This window comes from Pyxidicoccus trucidator (genome assembly GCF_010894435.1).
Taxonomy (GTDB): Bacteria; Myxococcota; Myxococcia; order Myxococcales; family Myxococcaceae; genus Myxococcus; species Myxococcus trucidator.
In genome coordinates, this window is the sequence record NZ_JAAIXZ010000009.1 from 30,931 (window position 1) to 56,499 (window position 25,569).

Sequence of the window (25,569 nt, forward strand, 5' to 3'; positions counted from 1 at the left end):
ACGCTACCACACGCCCGGGAGGAACAATCCTGACGACCCGGGGCGGTGCCCCGGGCTCAGGGCACCCAGCCTCAGGGCTGGCAGGTCACCTGGTCACCATTCACCGTGCACGCCGCGCAGCTGGCCGTCTCCTCCAGCACGCCCTGGCGGCACTCCAGGACGGCCAGGCCGTCCGCGCGGCACAGTCCCCGGCCCTCGGCGGTGGAGGCGCAGGCGTCGCCGACCCGGTTGTTGGACGTGTCGCAGCGAACAGCGTCGTCCGTCTCGCGGCAGCCCAGCGGCCCGCGGCAGGGCAGCTCCCGCCAGACGCCGCCCCGGCACTCCAGTGCGAGGACGTCTTCCTGGCAGACGAAGCCACTCCCCTCACAGTTGTCTCCCGCGCTCTGGCCACAGCCAGCGAGGAGGAAGGAGCCAACAACGGACACGGCGACGAGGAAGGAGCGGATCATGGGCTGCGGCCAATATTTCGAGCGTCCCGCTCCGGGTCAACCACCCAGTGTCTCCTGGAAGAAACGCCGGAAGTTTCCACCGACGACACGTTCCACCCAGGACTCCGGATGCCGGCGCAACAGGGCCTCGGTGAGCAGATGCAGGTCCGTGACGTCCTTCATCCCCTTGGGGAGGGGCACCATGCCGTCGTAGTCCGAGCCCAGGCCCACGCCCCCCTCGCCCATGACGTCCACCGCGTGCTCGATGTGGCGGACCACGTCGTCCACCGAGTCCCCGCCCAGGTAAACGGGGGCGAAGATAATGCCCACCACCCCACCCCGGTCGGCGATGCGCCGCAGGGACGCGTCGGAGAGGTTGCGCCAGCCGCCCCCCGCCGCCCGCACGCCCGTGTGAGAACAGAAGAATCGCACCGTGGGGTGCGCGAAGAGGTCCTCCAGTGTGCTCTCCGAGGCATGCGCCACGTCCACGCTCAGCCCCAGCCGGGCCATCTCCTCCATCACCTCCTGCCCCAGCGGCGTCAGCCCCCGGTTGCCCATCATCGGGAAGGAGGAGCCGCCCAGGTTGTTGTTGGACAGGTGGGTGAGCCCCATGAAGCGCACCCCGCGCCGGTGCAGCTCCGCCAGCCGCGCCACCCGCCCCTCGATGGCATGGCCTCCCTCCACCCCCAGCACCGCGGACAGGCGCCCGTGGGCGAGGTTGTCTTCCAACGCGGCCCCGGTGGTGGTGATGCGCGCCGTGTCCCCGGAGAGTCGGCAGAACTCCTCCATGCGCTCAATCTGCCAGAGGGCCCGCGTCCACTCGCTCGCGCGCGCCTCGCGGGGCCACCCCCGCCACGCGGCGAACACCGGGAAGCCTCCAATGAAGGGGAAGCCCCGGGTGACGATGGTGAAGCACTGCAGCTTCACCCCCGCTTCCCGCAGGCGGGGGAAGTCCACGTGTCCCTCATTGGAGCGGGCAACCAAATCCCGGTTCCACATGAGGGAGTCCGCGTGCCCGTCGGCCACGCACCAGCGCTGGTGGAGCTCTTTCACGTCACCCATGCGCGGCAGTCTGCCCGTCCGGGCGCGTGAGACAAGCGCCACCCGCGCCCGGGCGCCAGTGTCCGACAGGCACGAAGGCCCCCGGGCGTGCCCGCATCCCCTTCACGAGTCCCGAGGGGGCGCGGCCTTCCCAGAGGCGTCCGGGCGCACGGAGTCGTCCCACCGGAGCACGTCCGCGGAGCGGCGCCGGGAGCGGGCGTCGCGGCGCACCTGGGTGGCCTCGCGCTCGGCCTCACGCGGGCCGTAGGCGTAGCCCAGCCCACCCAGCACGCCGCGCAGCGCGTCCCGCACCTCCAGCCCCGACTGGAAGCGCTCCGCCGGCTCACGCCGCAGCAGCCGCGAGAGGATGGCGCGCATGGGGCTGGACAGCCCCTGCGTGGCGCGCTCCACGTGCTCCGGGGCGAGGCACGCCATGCGCGCGGCCATCAGCGGCGCCGGCAGCCAGCTGGGCACCTCCGCGAGGAGCGTCTCCGCCTCCGGGAGGGGCCCCGTCACCAGCGCGGCGCGCTCCACGTCCTCCAGGTCCAGCAGGTGCAGCCCGGTGAGCAGCTCCAGGAGCACCACGCCCAGGGAGAACAGGTCCGAGCGCCCATCCAGGGGCCGGCGCGCGAGCGCTTCCGGGGAGGCATACGCCAGGTCTCCCCGGACGACATGGCCCTCCGTGCCGACGCGGCCCGGCAGCCTCGCCCACGCCATGGAGAAGTCCGCCAGCTTCACCCGCCCGTGCACGTCCAGGCGCAGCGTGCGCGGGGACACGTCACGGTGGACGATGCCCAGCGGCTGGCCCCGCGCGTCCTCCAGGGTGTGGGCGTGGTGCAGCGCGTCCGCGACCTCCGCGCCCACGTACGCGCCGAAGGCCTCCGAGAAGGGCCGGCGCCGCAGCGCCGCGAAGCTGGTGAGCGTCTCCAGGCTGTGGCCTTCCACGTACTCCATCACCAGGTGGGGCGAGCCCTCGTGCACGCGCACCAGGAACACCTGGGCGATGGCGGGGTGGCTGAGCTGCATCAGCAGCTTCACCTCTTCCCGCAGGCGCGCGCGCCCCTGGGTGTCCCCGGCGTCCTGCAGCCGCTTGACGACCACGAGGTCCCCGGGCGTGTCCGCGTAGTGCCGGCGCGCGAGCAGCATCTCTCCCGGGCCCCGGGGGCAGAGGAAGCGCACCAGCTCATAGGACGTGGCCCCGGCGGTGAAGAGGATGAAGGGCTTGGAAGAGGGGTGCTCGGGGTGGTGGGTGGCCATATGCCTCCTGGGTAGGAAGTCCTCCCCTGGGTTGGGAAGGCGTGAGAAAACCTCACAGGTCCCTCCTACCACCCACGTCCGACACACCCTCCCCACCTGCCACCACGGATTCAGGTAAAAAAGGGAACGGCCCCCGCCGAAGCGGGAGCCGTCCGAGCCGGCCCGCGAGGAAACGGACCGACCACTGCTTCCTGGCGAAGCTACTGCTTCTTCTGCACCGGCTGCGTCACGGTCAGCTCGCGGGCCACCATGTCCTTGCCCTCCATGACGTAGGAGGCGCGAACCTGGGTCCCCTCGGTGATGTCGTCCAGCTTCACCGGCGCGTTGTTCTGCATGATGCGCGTCTGGTCGTTCGTCTTCAGCTTGATCTGCTTGTTGTTGCTGGTGTCGACCAGGGTGAGCGAGTCACCGCCGGTGGAGAGCACGCGGCCCTGGACGTTGGTGGCCGCCGCGGACGCACCGGCCATGCCGGAGCCGCCCTGCGCCAGGTCCTCGTTCGCCTCACGTCGGTCCTCGGCCAGATCCTCCTGCTGGCCGCGCTGGGCCTCGGCGAGGTCCTGCTCCTCCTCGCGGACGTCCTGCTGCGCGCTGGCGACCTCCTCCTGCGCCTCCTGCTGCGCGCCGGCGATGTCCTGCTGCGCGTCCTGACGGGCCTCCGCCGTCTCCTGCGTGGCCTCCTGCTGGGCCTCGGCGACGTCGCGGCGCTCCGACTCGACGTTGTCACGCTTGCAACCGGAAACCATCGCCAGACCCGCCACCGCAGTGACCGCCATCATGAGCTTGCGCATAAGTTCCTGCTCCTTTCCCTGTGAACCAGGGGAGCATGTCCCCCGGCGTTGGGCAGAAAGTGGGCGTCGTTCCCGTCCTTGCACAGGGCTTGCAAATGGACCGCGGAGACCTAGGGGCGGCTTCCTGGGTGCGGGGCGCCCGGCTGCTCGGCCGCTTACGGAGGAACATTGGCATCTGTTGCACCCGAGTGGGAACGCGGGTTCCCACCGGGTGTCGGGCACCGCCGTCGGCGCCCCCCGCGTCCATCAGGGCCGCGTCCGTCGGGCGGACACATCCATGGGCGAGCGCGTTGACAGCGCGGGGTGCCCCTTGTAGTGCGTGCCCAGGTCCCCGTCGCAAGGAGCCGTGACGCCGTGCAGGTCTGGGTCAACGGAGAGACACGCGAGGTGCCGGAGGGCGTCACCCTCTCGGCGCTGCTGGAGTCGCTCCAGGTGGGCGGCCCCGGCGTGGCCGTGGAGGTCAACGCGGAGGTGGTGCGCCGCGCCCGCCATCCCGAGCACCAACTCCATGCGGGCGACCGCGTCGAGATCGTCACCTTCGTCGGCGGCGGTTAGGAGTCAGCCAATGAGCATCCAGGACAAGCCCTTCACCCTCGCGGGCGTCACCTTCAACTCGCGCCTCATCCTCGGCACCGGCAAGTACCCGAGCCACGAGGTCATGAAGCGCTGCCACGAGTCCTCCGGCACGGAGTTCGTCACCGTGGCCGTGCGCCGCCTCGACCTGAAGGCCACGGGTGAGGCGTCGCTGATGAACTGGATCGACCGCAATCGCCTGCGGCTGCTCCCCAACACCGCGCTCTGCTACACGGCGGACGAGGCGGTGCGCACCTGCCGGCTCGCCGAGGAGCTGGGCATGAGCAAGTGGGTGAAGCTCGAGGTGCTCGGCGACGAGAAGACGCTCTACCCGGACGTCGAGGAGACGGTGAAGGCGGCGCGCATCCTGGTGAAGGAGGGCTTCACCGTGCTGCCGTACACCAGCGATGACCCGATTACCGCGCGCAAGCTCGAGGACGCGGGCTGCGCGGCGGTGATGCCGCTGGCCGCCCCCATCGGCAGCGGGCTGGGCATCCGCAACCCGCACAACATCCGCCTCATCCTGGAGACGGTGAAGGTGCCCGTCATCGTCGACGCGGGCGTGGGCACCGCCTCGGACGCGGCCATCGCCATGGAGCTGGGCGTGGACGCCATCCTGATGAACACGGCGATTGCCGGCGCCAGGGACCCGGTGCGCATGGCGGTGGCCATGAAGAAGGCCGTGGAGGCCGGCCGCGACGCGTACCTCGCCGGCCGCATCCCCCGGAAGGCCTACGGGTCCGCGTCCAGCCCTCTCGACGGCATCCACCACCAGTAGCCCCGGTGGCACCGCTCGCCCTTCCCCGCCTCGTCGTCATCACCGACTGGCGCCTGCCCCCCGAGCGGCTGCTGGGCGCGCTCTCCCGTGCGTTGGAGGCGGGCCCGGAGGTGGCCGTGCAGCACCGCCACCCCGAGGCCACCGGACGCCGCTTCCTCGAGGAGGCCCGTCTGCTGGCCGGGCTGTGCCGCGAGCGGGGCAACCCGCTGTTCGTCAACGGCCGCCTGGACGTGGCGCTGCTCGTGGGCGCACACCTGCACCTGCCCGTCCAGGGGCCCACGCCCGAGGACGTGCGCCCCCACCTGCCCGCCGAGCGGCTCGTCAGCGTGGCCGTCCATGACGTCGCGGAGGCCCGCGCTGCTCGCGGCGCGGACCTGGCACTTGTCAGCCCGGTCTTCTCCCCTGGCTCCAAGCCCGGGGACACCCGGGCCACGCTGGGGGCCAGGGGCTTCGAGACCCTGGCGGCCACCCTGCCCTGCCCCGCGCTGGCACTCGGTGGCATCACCCCCGAGCGAGCGGCAACGGTGCGCGGGGCGGCGGGCTTTGCCGTCATCTCCGCGGTGCTGGAAGCGGAGGACCCGGCGGCGGCGGCCCGGGCCCTGCTGGCCGCGCGCGCGGCGCAGGCTATGCTGCGCGTCCCGTGAGCCCCACCTCCGAAGTCTCCGAGCTGCGCCCCCTCGCCATGGGCGAGATGATCGACCGAGCCGCCACCTTCTGGCGCTCCCACCTGAAGCCGCTCTTCGTGCTGGCCTTCGGCTTCTCGCTGGTGAACTACATCGCGACGAAGGTCACCATGCTGAGCGGCCAGCGGCTGGCGCCGACGCTCTTCGCGGGGGACGCGCAGACGCGCGCGCAGGAGGACCCCTCGCTCGTTCTCGGTGAGGCGGGCCTCTCCATGGGGCTGTGGGCGCTGCTCCTGGTGTTCCTCTTCTGGAGCTACTGGATGTCCACGATGGCGACCGCCCGGTACGTGGTGTCGATGCAGCTCGGCGAGCCCGTGCAGCCTGTGGACGGCCTGCGGCGGGCCCTGTCCCGCATGGGCGCGCTGACGGGCGCCTACCTGCTGTCCATGGCGTGGGCGGTGTTGATGACGCTGCTGCTGCTCGGGCCTGGAGCCATCATCGGCGGACTGGCGGCGGCGGCCTCGGTGTCGGGCAACGGCACGCTGGCCCTGGTGCTGACGGTGGTGGCCATTCCCCTGGCCATGCTGGGGCTCATCGCGGCGATGCTCTGGTACTTCCTCCGCTTCCTGCTGCTGCCGCCAGTCCTGGCCATGGAGGACCTGGGGTCCTGGGAGGCCTTCAAGCGCTCCGGGGAGCTGCTGTCCGGCCGCATCGGACCGGGGTTCCTGGGCCGCGTGGTGGTGCGCGCGATGATTCTCTACACGGTGATGAGCCTCATCCTCATCTCCGTGCAGCTCGTGTCCGGCATCCCGTCGTGGCTGGTGATGGCGCCGTATGGCAGCCCCTTCGACGCGGGGACCATGGCGCGCACGCCGCAGCTCCTGCTGGTGCCCGCGGAGCTGGTGCAGGTGGTGGCGCAGTCGTGCTTCACCCCCATCTACTTCGTCTTCTGCTCCGTCTTCTATCTGGACATGCGCGTGCGACGGGAAGGGCTGGACCTGGAGCGCCGACTGGAGACGCCGTCAGCCCCCACGCTGGCCGTCTGACGCCCCCTCTTCCGCGAGCCCTCCGTGCCGAGCCTGTCCCTGCTGATGCTGCTGGCCGCCCTGCCCTGCGCCGAGCGCGAGGCCACCACGCGGCTGATGGAAGAGACGGCGGCCACGCGTCCCACGGCGCTGCCCGCGCTGGTGGACGGGCTGTCCACGCGCATGGGCGGCATGCCACTGCCCCCCATGGAGCAGGACGCGTCCGCGCCCGAGCGCGCGAAGCAGCTCGCGGGCTTCCTGGAGCGGGCCTGCGCGCTGGAGGAAGCGGAGCGGAGCGCCCCGGCCGCGCTGCCCGCCAGTGAGCCTGAGCGGCTGAAGGCCATCCTCGACCGGCCGGAGTTCTCCCGGGCGCGCCAGCGGCACGGCGACCTGGTGAAGCGGCTGATGCGCGAGTTGGAAGCGTGGATGGAGAGCCTCTTCGAGTCCAGCGAGGCCCAGGGCTTCGCGGTGGCCACGCGCGCGGTGATGCTCGGGCTGGCCCTGGCGCTGGTGCTGTGGGGCGTGCTGCGGCTGAGCGCACACCGGAGGTTCAAGCCCGCCGCGCCAGGTGCGCTGACCGCGGCCGAGGCGCCGCTGGTGCTCGACTCGCCGGGCGAGCACCTGAGGCGAGCGCGGGCCGCATTGGGAGCCGACGCGAGAGAGGCCATCCGAGAGGGCTTGCTGGGCCTGCTGTCGGCGCTGGAGCAGAAGCGGCTGGCGAGGCCGGACCGGGTGAAGACGAACCGCGAGCTCGCAGCGGAGCTGCCCGGCCGGGGAGCTCCCGCGCCCGTGGTGAGCGAGGTGGAGCGGTTGGTGGGCTGGTATGACCGGGCCTTCTATTCACTCGCGCCGGTGCCGGAGGACGAGGCCGCGCGCTTCGTCGCGGCGGTGGAGCAACTGAACGGCACGCTGACGTTGGTGGGCGCGCCGTGAAGAACCTCCGGACCACGGCCGCCTTCGGAGTCCTCATCGCACTGGCGCTGGCGGTGGGACTGGCCACCCGCGAGGAGGCGCCAGAGTCCCTTCAGCCCACCGTCGAGAACACCGGCGCCCAGGGGGCCCGCGCGCTCTACCTCTACCTGCGCGAGGGCGGCAGGAGCGTGGACGCGCACACCTCCTCGCTGGAGTCGCTGCCCGACGCCACTCGCACGGTGGTGCTGGCCGCGCCGCAGGGCCGGCCGGTGTCGAAGGACGAAGTGGCCGCGCTGGAGCGCTTCGTCCAGGGGGGCGGCACGCTGGTGTACCTGTCGCCGCGAGAGCTGGGGAAGCACCAGCCCGCGCTGGAGGACTGGCTGAGCCTGGAGCAGGGCCCACTGATGCCGGCGAGCAGCCGGGGCCTGGACTCGAAGATGGCGGACGCGGGCGGCACCACGGTGGACATCTGGCTCGGCGCCGGTCCGCTGAGGGGCCTGTCCGGGCTGCGCGTGTCACAGGACCGGGGCCTGCGCCTGCACCACGACGACGCCGTGCCCCTGGCGGGCCTGGGCGGCGCGGTGGCGGTGTGGCGCTGGTCGCTCGGCAAGGGCGAGGTGTACGTGCTCGCGGGCGCGGACCTCGCGGAGAACCGCCGGCTGGAGCTGCTGGACAACCTGCGCTTCTGGGACGGGCTCGCGGCCCGGGGACCGCTGCTGTTCGACGAGTTCCACCACCAGCTCGCGCCGCCGCCTCCGCTGTCGCGAGGCATCTGGGTCTTCGTCGCGCAGGTGCTGGCGGTGGGTCTGCTCTACGCCGTGTCCCGGGGCACCCGCTTCGGCGCGGCCCGTCCGCTGCGCCAGGAGCGGCACCGCTCCGCACTTGAGTACGTGCGCAGCATGGGCTGGCTGATGCGGCGCTCGAAGGTGGAGCGCGAGCTGCTCCCCGAGTTGGAGCGCGCGCTGCGCCAGCTCATGCAGGAGCGGCTGGGAATCCCCCTCGCGCTGGCGGACGCGGATGCAGCCCGTCTCATGGAGCGAGGGGGACAGGACTACCTGGACGCCAAGGCGGACCTCACCCGGACGCACGCGCAGCCGACCGTGCGTCCGGCCGACTACGCGCGCGTGGCCCGCCGCTACGCGCACCTGGAGCGCGTGGTGACGGGCCGTGAGTCAGATGCTCGCGAGAACGCGGCCTAGAGGTCCTTCCCGTCGGCCACGAGGGCGGCGCCCACGTGGTGACGGATCTCCTCGACGCGAGCGTCCCAGCTCTCGTTGAAGATCTTGTCCGCGCGCTCGCGGCTGGGGCCGGGGCCCTCCGCGAGGCACTCGTCCACCTTGCGCACGAAGTCCTCGGTGCCCGAGGCAATCTTGCACAGGCCCACCTTGCGGACCTCGGGCAGGTCCGAGGACACCACCGGCAGACCCGAGGCGAGGTACTCGCGCACCTTCAGCGGGTTCGCGTTCAGGGTCAGCTCGCTGAGCTTGAAGGGCATCAGCGCCACGTCGAACGCCTTGCTGTAGCCCGGCAGGTCCGCGTACGGCTTGCGGCCCAGCATGTGGATGTTGGGCTCGGCGCGCAGCTTGGAGTCATCGCAGTCCGGCGTCGTCTTGCCGATGATGACCACCGAGCCCTCCGGATGGGCACGCGCGGTGGCGATGATGGCCTCCTGGTCCACCCAGTCCGCCACCAGGCCGAAGAAGCCGATGACGGGCTTGGGCAGGTTGGCGATGTCCGCCGGAATCTGCGTGGCCGGATCACACGCCTTCACGAAGTGCGTGAAGTCCGTGCCGTGCCGCACCAGCACCGTGCGCGGGTTGATCTTCGACTTGTTCTCCCGCAGCCGCTCCGCGGAGGTGATGCAGAGGTCCGCGCGGCGCAGCAGGCGCTCCTCCAGCTCCGCGATGTGCTTGCCGTTGGTGTCGCTGAAGGCGGCGAACTCGTCCACGCAGTGGTAGACGACGAACTCCTCGCCCAGCGTGCCGGACACCGGCGCGGACGCCGGCAGGAAGCTCCAGGAGATGGGCTTCTTGAAGTTCAGCTGCTTCATCGCCCGCAGGACTTGAAGGCGCAGCAGGTGCCGGTTGGCGCCGCGCACCAGCTCCGAGCCGTAGAAGGGAATCGCCAGCGGCGACAGCACGAAGAGGTTGGGCTGCACCTCCTTGATGCCCTGGGTGAACTTCTCCAGCTTGCTGAAGATGCGCTTCGCATCGTGCGCGTTCGCCTTTGGCGCGCGGTTGCCGATGCTGTTCACCCAGAGGATGCGGTTCTCCCGGGAGAGAATCTTCATGATGTGGACCTTCGACAGCGGGTCCCCATCCCAGTCGTTGGAGAACACCACCAGGTCGCGCCCACGGAGCGCCCGGCGCGCCAGGTCCATGTCATCACTGCGCCGCATGTCTCGTCTCTCCTGTATCGAAGGCTTCGTCACGTGACTGCTTGAAAGGAATCGCCGGGCCCGGGACTGCCCCGGCCAGCTCGGTGTAGAGCGCGAGCAGCGCCGGCCCGACGTCCACCGTCGGGTGGAAGGCCGGCCCCGCCGCCACGGCCTCGAGCACGACGCGCGCCAGGGACTGCTCGTCACCCGCGGAGAACACCCGCGTCCCCTGGGGCCGGGTGCAGACATCACTGGCCACGCACGGCACGCCCAGGGCCAGCGCCTCGCGGACGGAGATGGAGTCCCCGTCATGCGTGGTGGGCCGGAGGAAGGCGTCGCAGCGGGCCATCAACCCGAGCGCCGCTGGATGCTCCAGCTCGCCCAGGACTTCCAGGCGGCCCGCGACGCCCAGCTCGCGGGCGTCGCGGATGAAGTCCTCGGAGTCCGTCCCCGGCCCGAAGAGGGCGAGCCCCACGTCGGGGTGCGTCTCCGCGAGCAGCTTCAGCGCGCGGAACGCCTGCTTCCGCCCGTACACGGGCGAAGGGTGGTGCGCCATGGCCAGCAGCGGCTTGCGCCGGGCGCGTGCCGCGTCCACCACGGGTGGCACCGGCCCCGGCCGCACCTGCGAGGAGATGAAGGCCGGCTGGACGACGACCTTCGCCTCCGGCACTCCGCAGGCGACGACGGCGTCCTTCACCGCGGTGGACACCGCCACCACGCGCGCGTAGCCGGCCAGCGCCACGCGAGCGAAGTTGCGCCGGGCCCCGGACTCCGCCAGGTAGTCCGGCAGCAGTCCCGAGTGCAGGGTGATGACACGGGCCGACCGGGACCCGGGCAGCCCACCCACCATGCCCGCCAGCACCCAGGACTTCGGGTTGTTGCCGCTCGTGTGGACGTGCACCGTCCACCCCGAGGAGATGAACCCCGCCAGCCGCAGGGCGAAGTGAGCGGGGCTTCGCGTCGGGAGAACGTCCGGAGCCGGCCGGCCGCCCTTCCCGATGTCCAGCACCTTCGCTTCGACCCCACAGCCGCGCAGGTAACCGTGTAGCTGTTGCACGTGGATGGACACACCGCCGTACGGAGGCGGGTAGTCCCCGACGAGGAGCACTTTCATGGAGCCCTCCCCTACTGCCGCATGGAAGCGGGGGGTGGCACCGCCGACAGCGGAGCGCGTGGGGGCAGCAGCCCCATCTCCCGCTGGTACGTGGTGAGTGGATCCGGGTCCTGGCGGATCACCTTCGCCGGGACGCCAGCCACCACCGTGCCCGGTGCCACGTCCTTCAGCACGACGGCGTTGGCGCCAATCACCGCGAAGTCACCGATGCGGATGTTGCCGAGAATCTTGGCGCCCGCGCCGATGCGCACGTAGTCGCCCAGCACCGGCGCACCCTCCAGCCCCGAGCGCCCGCCGATGGTCACCTGCTGCGAGATGAGGCAGTTCTTGCCCACCTTCGCCGCCTTGTGGATGACCACGCCGATACCGCCGTAGCCGAGCTGCGTCCCTTCCCCGATCTCAGCGTCCTCGGGGATGTACGAGCTGTGCAGATAGTAGATGGCCTTGCGAAGCACGGCCGGAAGCAGGGGAATGCCCCGCTTCTTCAGTCCGTGTGCGAGCCGGTACAACGTCATCGCGTCGACACCCATCACGCCTCCCTCACCCCATGTCCCGACGGCGAGGAAACTAGGTACCCCACCGTGGGGAGGGAAGTGCCCTCCACGCGTCTATTTCCCGACGCTCAACCCGGCCCGGCGTGGGCGCAGCCCCGCGAGGAGGTGGAGGGGCCGCACGCCCGTCGCATACAGCGCCGCCAGGTAGCCGGTGACGAACAGCAGGCCGGCCGAGGCCAGCGGCAGCACGCGCCAGAAGAAGCCCTCCGGCAGGTGGCTGAAGGCCCCTTCCGCCGCGGCCCTGAGCAGGAAGACGCCCACCGCCGCTGCGAACGCTGCCAGCCCGGCCTTTCCCAGCTCCCGCCAGGGGATGACGTCCTTCACCCCCAGCTTGAGCCGGGGCGTGGACAGCGCCGCCGGCACCCGCGTCAGCAGCATCGCCTTGCCCACCACCTCGGCCACCGCCCACGAGCCGATGCCGCCCATGAGGCCCAGGTGCTTCACGCCCAGCCACACCATGGGCACCGTCACCGCCGCCTTCACCGCGTAGGACGCGAAGATGGCGCGCGTCTGGCCCCGGGCGCGCAGCGTGCCATCCATGGGAAGGATGGACAGCACCACGCCCAGCACGCTCACCCGGAACACCGGCACCGCGGGCAGGAACTTCTCGCCGAACATCGCCCCGATGAACTCCGGCGCCGCCGCGAAGAGGAACGCCGCGAAGGGCAGGAAGACGTAGGACAGCTTCCCCGCCGCCTCGCGGAAGGCCTCCACGCCCTCCTCCAGGCGCCCTTCCCGCTCCAGCTCGCCCAGCCGCACCATCAGCACCTCGCTGGTGGGCGTGTAGAGCAGGTCCACCACCGGGAGCTGGAAGCAGCCGACGCGGTAGAGCGCGTACAGCGCCGGCGCCACCGCGCCCGCCACCATATAGAGGTGCGCGTTCTGCTGCGGAATCGCCAGCAGCATCGCCGCGCCAAAGGGCGCCGCATACGCCAATTGCTCGCGGAAGAGCTTCCGGTCCACCAGCGGCCCGGTGACGCCACTCAGCGACACGAACCAGGTGGCCACGTAGCGGAGCGCCGCGAAGCCCGCCACCGTCACCATCATCCAATACAGGGACGCGCCCAGCAGCGGCGGCACCACCATGACGGCCGCGCGCACCGCGTCCGACACCAGGTAGACGCCCGCGGACGCCTTGGTGCGCCCCTGCGCCGTGAGGGACACCTCCAGCGGGAAGCTGCCCAGCAGGAAGGCGGTGTAGGCCGCCAGCGGCAGCCGGTACTCCGTCAGCGCCGGGTTGGAGAACCACCCGGCCACGTACCCCAGCAGCGCCCACACGCCCGCCCCGCCCACGAGGCCCGCGGCCGTCATGAACAGCAGCGTCTGCCCCAGGTACGGCCGCTTCGCCTCCGCGCGGGGCAGGAAGTAGTAGAGGCTCTGCACCACGCCGAACGGCAGCACGTAGTAGAGCGTCGTGGCGATGAGGAACAGCTGGTAGTAGGTGCCGTACTCGTCCAGGTGCAGCACCCGGGCGAGGACGAGGGGAATGGACAGCGTCAGCCCGGCGGTGAACAGCCGGGCCAACACCAGGGGGCCGGCACGCCCGAGGAACGAACCCTGGGGCGCGGCCGGCGTGGGACTGCCGCTCACGGAACCTCCTTGACCGGCGACGACGCCGCCTCCGGGGCCAGGATGTTGGCCATGACGGCCGGGTTCGCCACTGCCGCATTGGCACCCTGGTGCGGGCGCTTGCCCGGAACCGGATGGTTCATGCCCAGCACCCCGAAGCAGTCGTCGAACTGGCAGGCGGTGAGCGACGACGAGTAGTCCCCCGTCATGCCCAGGCTGAAGTTCTCCCACAGCACCTTGCGCTTGAGGGTGAACGGGTCCCCACCGATGCGGTTGGCGAAGTCCTCCGTCGTCACACCCGAGCGGAAGCCGTTGGACGACAGCACGCGGATGACCTCGTCCGAGTACCAGCCGTTGCAGTAGGCGAAGTCGCGGACGGTGATGCCCACCTCGCGCTCGATGGTGTGCTTGGACTCGAGGATTTCGCGCTCCACCACCTGCTGCGGCTCCAGCGTCAGCACGGTGTGGCCCAGGGTGTGCGCGCCGAACTCGAAGCCGTCGCGCGCCATGCGGCGCACCTCGTCCCAGTTCATGACGTCGCCCTGCTCCGGCACCAGGTCCGGCCCGCCGCCGAGCTGCTGCTCCAGCGCGTCGATGATGTCCGTCAGCACGCGCGTGGGGTGCTCGCCGATGAAGTCGTCCAGCGCCGACGACACCGTCTTCTGTCCGGAGAGGATGGGCCCGAGCAGCTCCAGCGACGGAGAGGGCAGCGTGTCGTAGACAGGGCGGAAGCGGCGCTCCTGGACGCGGCGCAGCAGGTGGAAGAGCCGGTCATGGTTGAAGCGCTTGTTGGTGCCGATGAAGGCCGTGGGCAGGTACGTGATTGCCGGCACGCCCATCTGCTTCAGGACGGGGTACGCGTACCGGTACACGTCGCGATAGCCGTCATCAAACGTCACGACACACAGGTCCTTCTTCGCGACGCGCCGGCCGGACATGACGTCCACCGCGTCGCCGATGGAGGCCAACTCGTAGCCGGCCGCGTTCGCCTCCTCCAGGTGCTTGCGGAACGTCTCCTGGGAGATGAGCAGCCCGGGAATGGAGCGCTGCAGCTCCCCCGTGAAGTCGCTCACCACGCGGTGGTAGCTGACGATGAGGATGCGCCGCCCACCGGACTGGGAGCGGCGATACGCCGCCATCGCCCGCCGCAGCCCGCTGTAGTGCATCACTCCCGCCGCCGCCGCCTTGACTGCCCTGCGTACCACCTTGCCACTCGCCATCACGCCCTCCGCGCGGAGAAGAAACCTCCCGCCCGCCTCCTCCCTCGTTGGGGAGGAGTACCCACGCCGCGCCATTGCAGGGGGAATGCCATGCCGAAAGTAGGCACCCGCGCGCCTCCGGCAGAGGGACTGCCCAGGAGGCTCGGAGGGCTGCCGGGCGGTGGACGCTCCCTCCGGTGGAAACCCGACGGAGCGCACGGGCACCTACGACCACATGCAGGGGAAAAGCTTTCCCGATCCAGTGGCCCGCTCCTTCACTGACCGGCCGGCCCTCCGGGTTTCACTGGAGGACATTTCCATTTCCGGATACGAACGACGGCGCCGATGCCTCCCCTCCCCGCCGCCGCGCTCGCGCTGCACGACGTCAGCAAGCGTTATGGGCGCCGCTGGGCCCTGGCGCGTCTGACGTACGCGCTCCCCGCGGGCCGCTCCCTGTTGCTTACCGGACACAATGGCTCCGGGAAGACCACCCTGCTGCGCCTCGTGGCCACCGCGCTGAGCCCCACTGCGGGCCGCGTGGAGGTGCTGGGCCGGGACGCGGTGGTGGACCGGGACGCGGTGCGTCGCGACGTGGCGCTCCTGTCCCACGCCAGCTTCCTCTACGAGGACCTCACCGCGGAGCAGAACCTCACCGTGCTGGCGCGGCTGCTCGGCATCTCCTCGCCCCGGGACGCCGCCAGCGCGCTGCTCACCCGCGTGGGCCTCACCCGCCGCTCGGACACCCCGGTGCGCAGCTTCAGCGCCGGCATGCGCAAGCGGCTCGCCATCGCCCGGCTGCTGCTGAAGGCCCCCTCCATCGCCCTGCTGGACGAGCCCTTCGGCGAGTTGGACCCGCAGGGCATCCGCGACATGGAGGGCATCATCGCGGAATTGAAGGCCGGCGGCGTCACCGTCATCCTCGCCACCCACCTCGTCGAGCAGGGCATGTCCCTGTGCGAGGAGCGCCTCCACCTGCAGGACGGACGGGCGGTGGCCGCATGAGCGCCCCGGCTCCACGTCCCCGCGCCATCGGCCTCGTCCCCGCCACCCTGGCCCTGCTGCGCAAGGATTTGCTCATCGAGTGGCGCACCCGCGCGCGCCTCAACGCCATCATCTTCTTCGCGCTGGCCACGCTGCTGATGTTCTCCTTCGCGCTCGGGCCGGACACGAAGCTGCTGGAGAAGAACGCGGGCGGCTACTTCTGGCTCGCCATCCTCTTCGCCAGCGTGCTCGCCCTGGGTGAGTCCTTCCGCGTCGAAGCGGAGAACGCGTGCATGGACGGCGTGCGGCTCGCCCCCGCCGACGCGCGCGCCATCTTCCTCTCCAAGGCGGTGGGCAACGCCCTCCTCCTGACGGCCCTGGGCGCCCTGCTCGTCCCCGTCATGGTGGCCCTGTACGGCGTCCGCATCGTCACCAGCGTGGCGGACCTGGGCCTCATCCTCCTGCTCGGCTGCCTGGCACTCAGCGCGCCGGGTACCGTCTACGCGGCCATTTCCAGCAACGCCCGGGCTCGGGACGTGCTGCTGCCTCTGCTATTGTTCCCGCTCGTCATCCCGGCCCTCCTCTCCGCGACCAAGGCGACCACCCTGGTGCTTCAAGGAGACCCCATGAATCAGTTGAACTCATGGCTGGGACTGTTGGGCGGCTTCAATCTGATTTACTGGGGCGTAGGCTTCCTGCTGTTCCCGCGGATCATCGAGGACTGACCGATGAACAAGTTCATCAAGTGGGGCCTGCTGGCGCTCGGCCTGGGCCTGCTCGGTTATGGCTGGTGGCTGGGCCTGGCCTGGGCGCCGCCGGACCGGGAGATGGGGGACGTGCAGCGCATCATGTACGTCCACGTCCCGCTCCAGTGGGTGGCCATGCTGGCCATGTTCATCAACTTCGTGGCGGCGGTGGCGTTCCTGCTCAAGAGCAAGGCGAGCTGGGGGCTGGACTCCACGGCGGAGGCGTCGGCGGAGATTGGCCTGCTGCTGGGCACCGCGGGCATGATTACGGGCGCCATCTGGGGCCGGCCCACGTGGGGCGTCTACTGGTCCTGGGATCCGCGCCTGACGTCGGAAGCCATCATGCTGGTGACGTACGCGGGCTACCTGGTGCTGCGGAAGTTCGTGGAGGACCCGGACAAGCGCGCCACGTGGAGCGCGGTGGTGGCCATCATCGGCGCCATCAACCTGCCGATTGTGTGGTTCTCCGTGCGCTGGTGGCGCAGCCTGCACCAGGTGCAGTCCAGCCCCCGTACGGTGGACCCGGAGATGGTGCTGCCCCTGCGCGTGTCGGCCTTCGGCATGCTCTTCCTCACCCTCTTCCTGATGGCGGTGCGCTACCGCCAGGCCCTGGCCGAGCGCCAGGCCGAGGTGGCCCTGCCGGACGCGCTGCCGGGTGACATACCCGCGTCCCTGGCCCACAACCCCTCGAAGGTGGCCTGAACATGATGACGCTCTCGACGCTGATGGTCCTGGCCCAGGCGGCCCCGGGACAGGTGGGCAGCGGCCGCATCCAGGGTGGGTGGGGCTATGTCTGGGCCTGCTACGGGATTACGGTTGCCATGCTGCTTCTCTACTCGCTGTCCCTCTGGGTGCGTCGGCCCAGGGCCTCGCCCGACGCCAAGGAGTAATCGCCATGTCGCCTGTCGCCCGGAACCGACTCATCGCCCTCGGGGCCCTGCTCGTCGCGGGGGCCGGACTGGCCTTCGTGGCCTTCGGCAACATCGGGGAGAACCTCGTCTACTACTGGAGCCCCTCGGAGATGCTGGGCCAGGGTAACAAGGCCTACTCGGCCACCATCCGCCTGGGCGGCGTGGTGCAGCCGGGCAGCATCCAGTGGAACGAGCAGCACACCACGCTGCACTTCCGCGTGGCGGACGATGTCAAGGACGGCGCGCCCAGCGTGCTGGTGCGCTCCACGGAGACGCCTCCGCAGATGTTCCGCGACAAGATTGGCGTCGTGGTGGAGGGCACCTACGACAAGTCCGGCGTCTTCAGCTCCAACCGGCTGATGGTCAACCACTCCAACGAGTACCGCGCCCCCAAGGAGGGCGAGGACCCGAACAAGTGGCGGGAGACGCTCTCCGACGCCACCACCGCCAGCGTGGGGACGAAGTGAACGGAACCGTCGGATACGGCCTGGTGCTGGGAGGGCTCGCGTTCGCGGCCTTCGGCGCCATTGTAGGCCTGGCCACCGGGATGCGCCGCAGTGAGGCGGGCTTCCCGTGGGTGATGCGCGCGGTGTGGGGCTTCGCCGCCTGCATGGTGGGCGCGAACCTGGTCATGGTGAACGCGCTCCTCACGCATGACTTCAGCGTGAAGTACGTGGCGCAGGTGGGCAGCCGGGACACCCCGGTGCTGTACACGATTGTGTCGCTGTGGAGCGCCCTGGAGGGGTCCATCCTCTTCTGGGGGCTCATCATGGCCGGGTACATCGCCGCCTTCGCCTTCATCCACCGGCGCGAGCACGCGCGGTACATGCAACTGGCGCTGGGCACCATGCTGGCGGTGGGCGTGTTCTTCGCCTTCCTCATCGCCGGCCCGGCCAACCCGTGGGGCGCCGTGTTCCCGGTGCCGGCGGACGGCCCCGGCCCCAACCCGCTGCTGCAGAACCACATCCTCATGGTCATCCACCCGCCCATGCTCTACCTGGGCTACGTGGGCATGACGGTGCCCTTCGGCGTCGCGGTGGCGGGCCTGCTGCGCGGCGAGATTGGCGAGGCGTGGATGGCGCCCCTGCGCCGGTGGACGATGGTGGCGTGGGCCTTCCTGTCCATCGGCATCATCCTCGGCGCGTGGTGGGCCTACGCCGTGCTCGGCTGGGGCGGCTACTGGGCGTGGGACCCGGTGGAGAACGCGTCCTTCCTGCCGTGGCTGACGGCGACGGCGTTCATGCACTCCACCATGGTGCAGGAGCGCAAGCGGATGCTGAAGCTGTGGACGCTCAGCCTCGCGCTCGCGTCCTTCGTGCTGACGATTCTGGGCACGTTCATGACGCGCTCGGGCATCTTCAACTCGGTGCACTCCTTCACCCAGTCGGACATCGGGCCCACCTTCCTGGTGTTCCTCGGCGTGCTGCTGGTGGTGTGCATCGGCCTGCTGGCGTCGCGAGGCCACCTGCTGGCGCCGGAAGGCCGGCTGAGCTCGCCGATGTCGCGTGAGACGAGCATCCTGGTGAACAACCTGGTGTTCGTGGCGATTACCTTCACGGTGCTGCTGGGCACGCTGTACCCGCTGGTGTCCGAGGCCGTGCGCGGCGTCCGCGTCAGCGTGGGCGAGCCCTACTTCAACAAGATGGCGGTGCCGGGCGGCATCGCCGTGCTCTTCCTGATGGGCGTGGGCCCGGTGCTGCCGTGGGGCACGCCGGACAAGGCCACGCTGCGCCGGCAGTTCATCATCCCCGCGGTGGTGGGGCTGCTGGTGACGGCGGCCTGCTACGCCTGGGGGCTGCGCGGCGTCTACCCGCTGATGACGTTCGGCCTGGCGGCCTTCGTCACCGTCATCACCGTGCGCGAGCTGGTGTCGCCGGTGCGGGTGCGCATGTCCGAGCGCAAGGAGGGCCTCTTCACCGCGCTGGTGACGAGCGCCACCAAGGCGCAGCGCCGCTTCGGCGGCTACGTGGTGCACCTGGGCATCGTCCTCATCATCGTCGCCGTGGCGGCCTCGTCCGCGTACGTGAAGCACACGTCCGGCACGGTGCGGAAGGGCGAGTCGCTGGAGCTGGACGGCTACCAGATGAAGTACCTGGGGCTGGTCAGCGGCGAGGAGCCGCACCGCACCTTCGTGGCGGCGCGCCTGGAAGTCACCGCGCCCAACGGGAGCACGCTCGAGCAGCGGCCGCGCCTGAACTACTACGAGCGGAGCACGGACCCCATCGGCACCCCGGCGGTGCGCGAGACGGCGGCCGAGGACCTCTACATCTCGCTGATGGCCTTCTCCGAGCAGTCCGGCACGGCGAGCTTCAACGTCTGGGTCTTCCCGCTGGTGGGGTGGATCTGGTGGAGCATTCCCCTGCTGGTGCTGGGCACGCTCATCTCCATCTGGCCGCGCCGCAAGACGGCGGTGGCGATGGCCACGGCGCCTGGCGTGGGCGCGTCGCCTCCGCTGGCCGGTGGGGACGCGGAGCGGGGGGCGGCTTAAATGGGACGCTGGCGCTACACCCTGGGCTTCGTGGCCCTCAGCGTGGGCCTCATCGCCGTGCTCTACAAGGGCTTCGGCCGCAACCCGCACGAGGTGCCCTTCATGATGAAGGGCCAGGCCGCTCCGACGTTCGCCCTGCGCGCGCTGGACACCGGCGAGCGGGTGAGTCTGGAAGACTTGAAGGGCCGCCCGGTGGTCATCAACTTCTGGGCGTCCTGGTGCGGGCCGTGCCAGATGGAGCACCCGGTGCTGGAGTGGGGCGCCCGCGAGTTCGGCTCGCAGGCGGTGTTCCTCGGCGTCGTCTTCGAGGACACCGAGGACAACGCGCGCCAGTTCCTCCAGCGGTTCGGCGCCAGCTTCCCGCAGTTGGTGGACCCGCGCTCGCGCATGGCGGTGGACTACGGCGTGGCCGGCGTGCCGGAGACGTACTTCATCGACCCGAAGGGCATCATCCAGGGCAAGCACGTGGGCCCCATCGACCCGCAGACGCTCGCCACGCGCATCCGCGAGCTGACGGGGAGCGCGCCTTCCACCCCCGTCGAGGCGAACCGCTAGCAACCCCGAGTCAGTGAGGACGTACCCATGCGGTGCCCGGAGTGCGGCGAGGCCGGCGATGGCCGGCTGAAGTACTGCGAGAACTGCGGCGCGAAGATGCCGGTGTCCGCCCAGGCCACCGGCTCGCGTCCGGCGCTGCGCTCCTCGGGGCCCAAGCGTGGGGCCTCGGAGCCCGCGTACGCGGCGGAGATCCTCGAGGAGGTGGACGCCCACTCCCGGCCCTACCCCGTCGGCGAGGCCGCCGCCGCGCCCGAGCTGGACCCGGAGGACAAGACGGACCCCGGGCGCTCGCGGCCCGCGTATGACGGCCCGAAGTGGCTGGCCCACGTGCCCGCGCACTCGCCCACCGTGGCGGGCGTGGGGCTGCTGGCCGTGGCGCTGGTGCTGGGCATCCTCCCCTTCTTCTCCGGCCCGGGCGTGCCCGGCTCGCTGCTGGCGCTGGTGGCCGGCGCGGTGCTGGTGGCGCGCGAGCTGCGCGAGGCCGGCGAGGCGCCCGGCTTCACCGAGCTGGTGCCGGAGGTGCTGCTGCGCCCCGAGGCCGGCGCGCTGTCCACGGTGGTGCTGGCGGCCGTCGCGGTGCGGACGCTGGGCCTGGGCCTCACCCCGCTGCTGTGGCTGGCGGGCGCGGGGCTCGTCGTCCATTCGCAGTGGCGGAAGGTCATCGTCGGCGAGGACGGCGTGGCCCACTACTTCGAGCCGCGCCAGCTGCTGCTCATGCCCCGGCTGGTGGCGCTGGTGGGCGTGACGGTGTGCCTGCTGTCGCTCTTCACACCGTGGGGCGTGCTCAACCCGTCCCTGCCCACGCTCCCGGACAACGCCCCCGTGCCGCAGGGGCCTCCGGAGCTGCGCGTCATCAACGCCCGGCGGCCGTCGGACGACGTGCTCTACGCCGGGGCCAGCCGCGTCACCCTGTCCGGCTGGGACATGCCGGCGTCGGTGGTGGCGGAGCTGGCGCTGCTGGCCGTGCTCGCGCTGCTGGCGCTGCGCCCGGAGGTGGAGCGTCCTTCCTGGGCGCGCTTCGTGCCCGTGGGCGCGGTGGGCCTGGCCCTCGTCTGGGCGGTGGTGAATATCAGCCTGCGTCCGGGCCCCATCGGCTTCATCGTGGGCCTGGGCGCGGTGGGCATACTCGCCGTCATCGAGTTGCGGGAGGGCGGCCTGGCTGCAGTGGTGCCGGAGCCTCCCCCGCCCGAGTTCGATGACTCGGAGCAGGGGTAGCCCGGCCGCCTCCGCCTTCGCTATGGCGTGGTGAACTGGGTCAGCCAGTTCAGGTTGGTGCGCAGCGACCACGGGGCGGTGCCGCTCCGCCACGTCGAGTCCAGCGTGAGGCCGATGCAGCTCCCATTGCGCATGTAGCAGTGGTCTGCGTTGCCGTCGGAGACCTGCGTGTTGTCGATGATGTACCAGCCGCTGTTGTTGGCCTGGAGGCACGACGTCGCCAGCGGGCACGAGTAGCCCGTCAGCGTGGTGCTCTGGCTGCGCACCGCGGACTCGCCCGGACCAACGAAGGTGTCCTCCTCGCCGTTCACGACGCGGAGGCGGTCGCTCGGCAGGGTGCGGTTGCCGTTCGCGACGCAGGAGCGGAGGTCATAGATGGAGTACTGGACGCCCGCGCCCAGGCCGTAGGCCGCTCGAACGCGGGAGTCATGGTTCTTCGCCAGGATGGCCATGATGGAGCCCTGGCTGAAGCCCGACACCACCACGCCCTTGGAGCAGTCCGCCTTGGCCCGCGCACAGATGCGGCTGATGGCGCTGGAAGAGCGGCTCGAGTCATAGATGCACTTCGCGCGGCCCTGGAGCGTGGTGCAGGAGCCGAAGGTGGCGTTGTCATACTCCACGGTGGCCGCCACGTAGCCGCGGGCCGCCATCTCCTCCACGGCGGCCAGGGCCGATGAGTGGTCATAGGTCTCCGTGGTGCCCACCGTGTAGATGAACACAGGGTAGCGGCCCGTCGCCGCCGGCTCCCGGCCCCGGATGTTGTACGTCGTGCCGCAGATGAGGCCGCTGCCACCGGAGTACGTCCCGGTGAAGCTGCTCAGCGTCTGCGCATCGGCCGTGGGAGCAAACGCCAGCGTCAGGAACACACCCAGAAGGAAGCTCGAACCTGCACTCTTCATGACTTCTCCTCGTCGTTGGGGGGCACTGCACAGTCGGGTACCGCCAGCGCCGCGAGAGCGCGGCGCCGTCAGCTCATCAATCCGGCGTCTGTTGATACATTCTAATTCCCCAAAAACAGATTCTTGTCCATACCCGTTTTGAAAGTTGGGCGGGTTTTTCTTGTTTGATTCCGCAATGCGAAACATCGCCGGCCATGAGCAATGAATGTGTTTCGCCGTGCGAAATGAAGCCGTGAGTCCGCCCCTGATTCCGTCCTGCGGAACGCTCCGGGGCCTGGGTTCCGCGCAGCGAAACCAACCCTGGCATTCCGTTTCGCAATGCAAAATGACGCTCACATGACAGCGATTGCCAGAGCGCGTCATCGATTGCGCGACTGATTCAAGACAGACCCCGGGCGAGCCACGAGTCACGCATGACCACGGAAAGCCGGGGCTCTCAACGTGAGGGCTGCGGCTCGCGGGAAGCCGGACGGCCGGGCGACGGAAGGTCGACGCCCGGCCCTGGAGGTCTCATCCCAGGACTGTGACTGAGCGAACGAAACGCCTCGGCGCCCGTCCGCCAGCGATCAATCCCGCCGGACGGCTGGCGGGAGCAGCGTCGCCTCCCCGACCTGGGAGGTCCGGTTGAGTTAACCCAACCAACAAAACGAAGGATTCCGCTTTTCTTGCGTGCTTGAGCTTCCCCGGTCTTCGCGTACCTTGGCGCCGCCTTCAACACGGTACCGGCACCATCGCGAGTCCAGGCACGGGGGAGCGCGGAATGGTCAGCCCTAGGACGGCAGAGATCAGGACAGGAAGCACGAGCACCTTCACGCTCAAGCAGAAGCGCCTGCACCTCGTCCTGCTGGACCCACGCGAGGCGCCCTATGCCGGCCACGAGTACGTGCTCACCGTGGGCCGGACGGAGCACCGGGGCAGGACGGCCGCGGACGGCTCGCTCTCCCACGAGGTGCCCGCCCTCCCCAGCGGTGAGCTGGTGCTGAACCTCCCCGCGCCCCCGGCGCCCCCCGGGCCCACGCCCGCCCCCGTCTCGGTGGCCCCACCCGGAGCGCCACCACCCTACCCGCCCCCCGTCTCCGACACGGACTTCCCGGACGCGAGCCCCGCCCGCTCGAAGCGGAAGTCAGGGCCAGAGCCGGTGACGCTGCGCTGGGCGCTTCAGCTTCACCCGCTGATGAGCTTCGACGCGGACGCGCTTCGCGCCGCGCAGGAGCGCCTGCACAACCTGGGCTTCCCCGCCGACGGTGAGCGTGGTGCCCCAGGGCCTCGCACCCGGGCCGCGGTCCGCGCCTTCCAGCGCAGCCATGGCCTGCCGGAGACCGGGCAGCTCGCGGACGTACAGCGCGAGCTCATCCGCCACCACGACGCCTGACGCGCCCCATGCCTCGCATCGCGCTCACGGCCAGCGTCGCCCTCGCTCCGCCTGGAGGGAACAACCGGAACCGGCTGCGGCCCGCCAGCTTCGGAGTCACGGACTTCCGGCTCTCCACTCCGGGAGGCGCCTCGTCCCGGTGCCACCTCCCCACGCCCTTTCGCGCCCCCGACGGCGGAGAGGACGGCTTCCACTTCGCGCCCGAGCTGGAGCCGGTGGAGCTTGTCTACAGGTTGACCAACAGCGCCGCCCTGGCGCGCGTGGGCAGGCTGGAGCTCTTCACGCGCCACCGGAAGGCCCCGCTGTGGTCTCGCGAGCTGTCCTCGGAGGAGGTGACGTCGGGCGACCACCGCCTGCGCTGGGACGGACGCGTGGCCGTGTGCGAGGCCTTCCCGGATGGCGTCGTCACGGTGGAGCACTCGCCCTACAAGCTGAGGCTCACGCTCCAGGGCAGCGGCTGGGCGGAGTGCCCCGTGGCCTGGACGTACTTCCACGTGCTGGTGGATGGCCTGGAGCTGGAGCTGGGAGACCCGCGCGTGCTCGCGAAACAACGGGACCGCGAGCTGGCCCAAGCAGTGGGCCGGCTGCCCGCGCCCGGAGAGAAGGCGGAGGTTCGGCTCGTCGGCAATCTCTTCAAAGCGAAGCCCGAGGAGATGGCGGACGAAACCGACTTCCTGCAGCTCCGCGCCACCTGGGGCAACGGGCCGGACATCCCCATCTTCGCGCGCGCGTGGCTGAAGGACTCGGCGGGCCGCCGTGTGGATGCGCCGAAGGCCTTGGGCCGGGTGCGCTTCCTCTGGGATTGGGAGGACGAGGCCGAGGACCTCTCCGTCCATTCTCCGCACGCGCGCACCTACCTGGAGCAGACGCTGAACCGCCAGTGCTCGGCCTCGCGGCCCACGGGTGACAACGCGCACCGGGACGTCGGCGGCAAGCGGGGGTTGCCCTCCTCGGCGGTGTTCCCGAAGCAGGCGGGGTACGCGCCGCGAGACACCCCGCGCGACGGCGTCTTCCCCTTCCGCGTCGTCACCTGCGGGAAGCGCAAGTGGGCGGCGTACACCCAGGCGTGGACGTCCGGCGCCTTCGCGGGACGGACGGGGGTGCTGTTCCAGCCCTCGCGCATCGCAGGGGATGCGTGGCGCGTGACGGTGCAGCTCGCGTACGAGCGGCGCAAGGACGGCGCCGTGGCGCTGGACGTGGAGGACGCCGCGCCCCTGCCCGCCGCCGTGCGCGCCACCACCGGCACCTTCGAGACGTGGCGTGAGGTCCACCTCTCCCGCATCGTTCGCAAACACCCCACCGTCGCCGGCTTTGCACTGGCCCCCGTGCAGGCGCAGTTCGAGCGCGCATTCCTGCGACTCGTGGACCGCAGCGGCGGCGTCACCGACCTGGATGCGGCTGACTACAACAGGCGCATCGCGGTGGCGGTGAAGACGCTCCCCTGGGAGATCCAGGTGGCCATCGATCCCTCGGTGGACCAGTACGCCGCGGGAGGCCACGCGCTCACATTCCGCACGCATGCGGAGTTCCTGGTGGAGGCAATGCGGCAGAAGGGCGGTGACGAAGCCTCGCTTTCCAAGTTCGTCTCGTCCCGCAGCAACAAGACCCTTCTGACAAAGGAGACGGTCTACAACCTGCAATGCAAGGACTGGGCGAAGGAGCTCCTCGTCACCGCGTTCGACGACACCCCGAGCCGCGAGCCGGGCATCGTGATTCTCCAGTTCGCGGGCCTCTACAACCTGGAGCGCGCGCTCGGTGGCGTCGCGGTCAACGGCTTCTCCAAGGAGCTTCCTTCAAGCACGCGGACTCGCTGCGTGGTCGTCCAGTGCGGCTCGCCCACCAACTACTCCGGCAACTCCAATTCGCTGGAACAGACAATCGCTCATGAGCTGGGCCACCAGCTCTTCCTGCCCCATGCGCCCTTCCCCGTGCATCGGCTGCCGGGCGGTGCACTCGCGGCACGACATGACCAGGACGGACGTGACTGTCTGATGGGCTACGACTACTCCACGGAGCGGCGGCTGTGCGGACTCTGCCTCCTACGGCTGCGAGGATGGGACCCACGAAGGCTGAGCAGCGACGGGAGCCGGAACACCCTCCCATGAGCACGCACGCCTTGTTCTGTCCGGTGCTGCTCATGGTCGTCTCGCTCGCGGGCAGCGCC

The 25,569-nt window shown here is 70.4% G+C and carries 26 protein-coding genes; 16 read left to right on the forward strand and 10 right to left on the reverse strand.

The window, feature by feature from the left end; genetic code table 11:
* Window positions 1-71 precede the first annotated feature (71 nt).
* The 4 genes from G4D85_RS24580 to G4D85_RS24595 all read right to left on the reverse strand — a co-directional run bounded on the left by G4D85_RS24580 (window position 72) and on the right by G4D85_RS24595 (window position 3,514).
* Entirely contained in the window at window positions 72-449 is a 378-nt protein-coding gene (locus G4D85_RS24580) for a hypothetical protein (protein ID WP_164016178.1), read from the reverse strand.
* Window positions 450-485: 36 nt separating this feature from the next.
* A complete protein-coding gene (locus G4D85_RS24585; RefSeq protein ID WP_164016180.1) occupies window positions 486-1,490 on the reverse strand; it encodes a dipeptidase in 1,005 nt (334 codons plus the stop codon).
* Window positions 1,491-1,592: 102 nt separating this feature from the next.
* On the reverse strand, window positions 1,593-2,726 hold the full coding sequence (locus tag G4D85_RS24590) for a serine/threonine-protein kinase (protein ID WP_164016182.1): 1,134 nt from the start codon (window positions 2,724-2,726) through the stop codon (window positions 1,593-1,595).
* A gap of 200 nt (window positions 2,727-2,926) precedes the next feature.
* Window positions 2,927-3,514, reverse strand: a complete 588-nt coding sequence (locus G4D85_RS24595) for a hypothetical protein (protein ID WP_164016184.1) — start codon at window positions 3,512-3,514, stop codon at window positions 2,927-2,929.
* A gap of 354 nt (window positions 3,515-3,868) precedes the next feature.
* Here G4D85_RS24595 and thiS point away from each other — a divergent pair, with 354 nt between their 5' ends.
* Genes thiS through G4D85_RS24625 form a run of 6 tightly spaced genes read left to right on the forward strand, consistent with a single transcriptional unit; the run spans window position 3,869 to window position 8,624 of the window.
* On the forward strand, window positions 3,869-4,069 hold the full coding sequence (gene thiS / locus G4D85_RS24600; RefSeq protein ID WP_164016186.1) for a sulfur carrier protein ThiS: 201 nt from the start codon (window positions 3,869-3,871) through the stop codon (window positions 4,067-4,069).
* 10 nt (window positions 4,070-4,079) lie between these two features.
* Entirely contained in the window at window positions 4,080-4,865 is a 786-nt protein-coding gene (locus G4D85_RS24605; protein ID WP_164016188.1) for a thiazole synthase, read from the forward strand.
* Between the two features lie 5 nt (window positions 4,866-4,870).
* Window positions 4,871-5,509, forward strand: coding sequence for a thiamine phosphate synthase (locus tag G4D85_RS24610; protein WP_164016190.1), 639 nt, complete (start codon window positions 4,871-4,873; stop codon window positions 5,507-5,509).
* Complete coding sequence (locus tag G4D85_RS24615) at window positions 5,506-6,534, forward strand: hypothetical protein (RefSeq protein ID WP_420821722.1); 1,029 nt, start codon at window positions 5,506-5,508, stop codon at window positions 6,532-6,534. The genes G4D85_RS24610 and G4D85_RS24615 overlap by 4 nt, the downstream gene beginning before the upstream one ends.
* Before the next feature lie 24 nt (window positions 6,535-6,558).
* Window positions 6,559-7,446, forward strand: coding sequence for a DUF4129 domain-containing protein (locus G4D85_RS24620; RefSeq protein ID WP_164016193.1), 888 nt, complete (start codon window positions 6,559-6,561; stop codon window positions 7,444-7,446).
* The gene (locus tag G4D85_RS24625; protein ID WP_164016195.1) at window positions 7,443-8,624 is read left to right on the forward strand and encodes a DUF4350 domain-containing protein; all 1,182 of its coding nucleotides are present in this window, start codon (window positions 7,443-7,445) and stop codon (window positions 8,622-8,624) included. The genes G4D85_RS24620 and G4D85_RS24625 overlap by 4 nt, the downstream gene beginning before the upstream one ends.
* Here G4D85_RS24625 and exoP read toward each other — a convergent pair.
* From exoP to exoL, 5 genes are all read right to left on the reverse strand, one after another.
* Entirely contained in the window at window positions 8,621-9,823 is a 1,203-nt protein-coding gene (exoP, locus tag G4D85_RS24630; protein ID WP_164016197.1) for a spore coat polysaccharide biosynthesis glycosyltransferase ExoP, read from the reverse strand. The genes G4D85_RS24625 and exoP overlap by 4 nt on opposite strands.
* Window positions 9,810-10,916 (reverse strand): glycosyltransferase family 4 protein, encoded by a 1,107-nt coding sequence (locus tag G4D85_RS24635; RefSeq protein WP_164016199.1) that lies wholly within the window; start codon window positions 10,914-10,916, stop codon window positions 9,810-9,812. The genes exoP and G4D85_RS24635 overlap by 14 nt, the downstream gene beginning before the upstream one ends.
* Window positions 10,917-10,927: 11 nt before the next feature.
* Window positions 10,928-11,446 (reverse strand): serine O-acetyltransferase, encoded by a 519-nt coding sequence (locus G4D85_RS24640; RefSeq protein ID WP_164016201.1) that lies wholly within the window; start codon window positions 11,444-11,446, stop codon window positions 10,928-10,930.
* A gap of 78 nt (window positions 11,447-11,524) precedes the next feature.
* On the reverse strand, window positions 11,525-13,060 hold the full coding sequence (gene exoM / locus G4D85_RS24645; RefSeq protein WP_164016203.1) for a spore coat polysaccharide flippase ExoM: 1,536 nt from the start codon (window positions 13,058-13,060) through the stop codon (window positions 11,525-11,527).
* Window positions 13,057-14,178, reverse strand: coding sequence for a spore coat polysaccharide deacetylase ExoL (exoL, locus tag G4D85_RS24650; RefSeq protein WP_338052908.1), 1,122 nt, complete (start codon window positions 14,176-14,178; stop codon window positions 13,057-13,059). The genes exoM and exoL overlap by 4 nt, the downstream gene beginning before the upstream one ends.
* Before the next feature lie 405 nt (window positions 14,179-14,583).
* On the opposite strand from exoL, the gene ccmA reads away from it, so the two are divergent.
* Genes ccmA through G4D85_RS24690 form a run of 8 tightly spaced genes read left to right on the forward strand, consistent with a single transcriptional unit; the run spans window position 14,584 to window position 21,134 of the window.
* Entirely contained in the window at window positions 14,584-15,240 is a 657-nt protein-coding gene (ccmA, locus tag G4D85_RS24655; RefSeq protein WP_164016207.1) for a heme ABC exporter ATP-binding protein CcmA, read from the forward strand.
* Entirely contained in the window at window positions 15,237-15,944 is a 708-nt protein-coding gene (locus tag G4D85_RS24660; protein ID WP_164016209.1) for a heme exporter protein CcmB, read from the forward strand. Before ccmA ends, G4D85_RS24660 begins: the two co-directional genes overlap by 4 nt.
* 3 nt (window positions 15,945-15,947) lie before the next feature.
* Window positions 15,948-16,667 carry a cytochrome c biogenesis protein CcsA gene (gene ccsA / locus G4D85_RS24665; RefSeq protein ID WP_164016211.1) on the forward strand — a complete coding sequence of 240 codons (720 nt, stop codon included), beginning with the start codon at window positions 15,948-15,950 and terminating at the stop codon, window positions 16,665-16,667.
* A gap of 2 nt (window positions 16,668-16,669) precedes the next feature.
* On the forward strand, window positions 16,670-16,855 hold the full coding sequence (locus tag G4D85_RS24670) for a hypothetical protein (protein WP_164016213.1): 186 nt from the start codon (window positions 16,670-16,672) through the stop codon (window positions 16,853-16,855).
* 5 nt (window positions 16,856-16,860) lie between these two features.
* A complete protein-coding gene (locus tag G4D85_RS24675; RefSeq protein ID WP_164016216.1) occupies window positions 16,861-17,343 on the forward strand; it encodes a cytochrome c maturation protein CcmE in 483 nt (160 codons plus the stop codon).
* Window positions 17,340-19,364, forward strand: coding sequence for a heme lyase CcmF/NrfE family subunit (locus G4D85_RS24680; RefSeq protein ID WP_164016218.1), 2,025 nt, complete (start codon window positions 17,340-17,342; stop codon window positions 19,362-19,364). Before G4D85_RS24675 ends, G4D85_RS24680 begins: the two co-directional genes overlap by 4 nt.
* Entirely contained in the window at window positions 19,365-19,919 is a 555-nt protein-coding gene (locus G4D85_RS24685) for a TlpA family protein disulfide reductase (protein ID WP_164016220.1), read from the forward strand. It begins immediately after the preceding gene.
* 27 nt (window positions 19,920-19,946) lie between these two features.
* Window positions 19,947-21,134 (forward strand): zinc ribbon domain-containing protein, encoded by a 1,188-nt coding sequence (locus G4D85_RS24690; RefSeq protein ID WP_164016222.1) that lies wholly within the window; start codon window positions 19,947-19,949, stop codon window positions 21,132-21,134.
* Window positions 21,135-21,154: 20 nt separating this feature from the next.
* Here the strand turns inward: G4D85_RS24690 and G4D85_RS24695 are convergent, their stop codons facing one another.
* Window positions 21,155-22,033 carry a hypothetical protein gene (locus G4D85_RS24695; RefSeq protein ID WP_164016224.1) on the reverse strand — a complete coding sequence of 293 codons (879 nt, stop codon included), beginning with the start codon at window positions 22,031-22,033 and terminating at the stop codon, window positions 21,155-21,157.
* Window positions 22,034-22,793: 760 nt separating this feature from the next.
* Between G4D85_RS24695 and G4D85_RS24700 the strand changes: the two genes are divergently transcribed.
* Window positions 22,794-23,405, forward strand: coding sequence for a peptidoglycan-binding domain-containing protein (locus G4D85_RS24700; protein ID WP_164016226.1), 612 nt, complete (start codon window positions 22,794-22,796; stop codon window positions 23,403-23,405).
* An 8-nt stretch (window positions 23,406-23,413) separates the two neighbouring features.
* Window positions 23,414-25,510, forward strand: coding sequence for a hypothetical protein (locus tag G4D85_RS24705; RefSeq protein WP_164016228.1), 2,097 nt, complete (start codon window positions 23,414-23,416; stop codon window positions 25,508-25,510).
* Window positions 25,511-25,569: the final 59 nt, after the last annotated feature.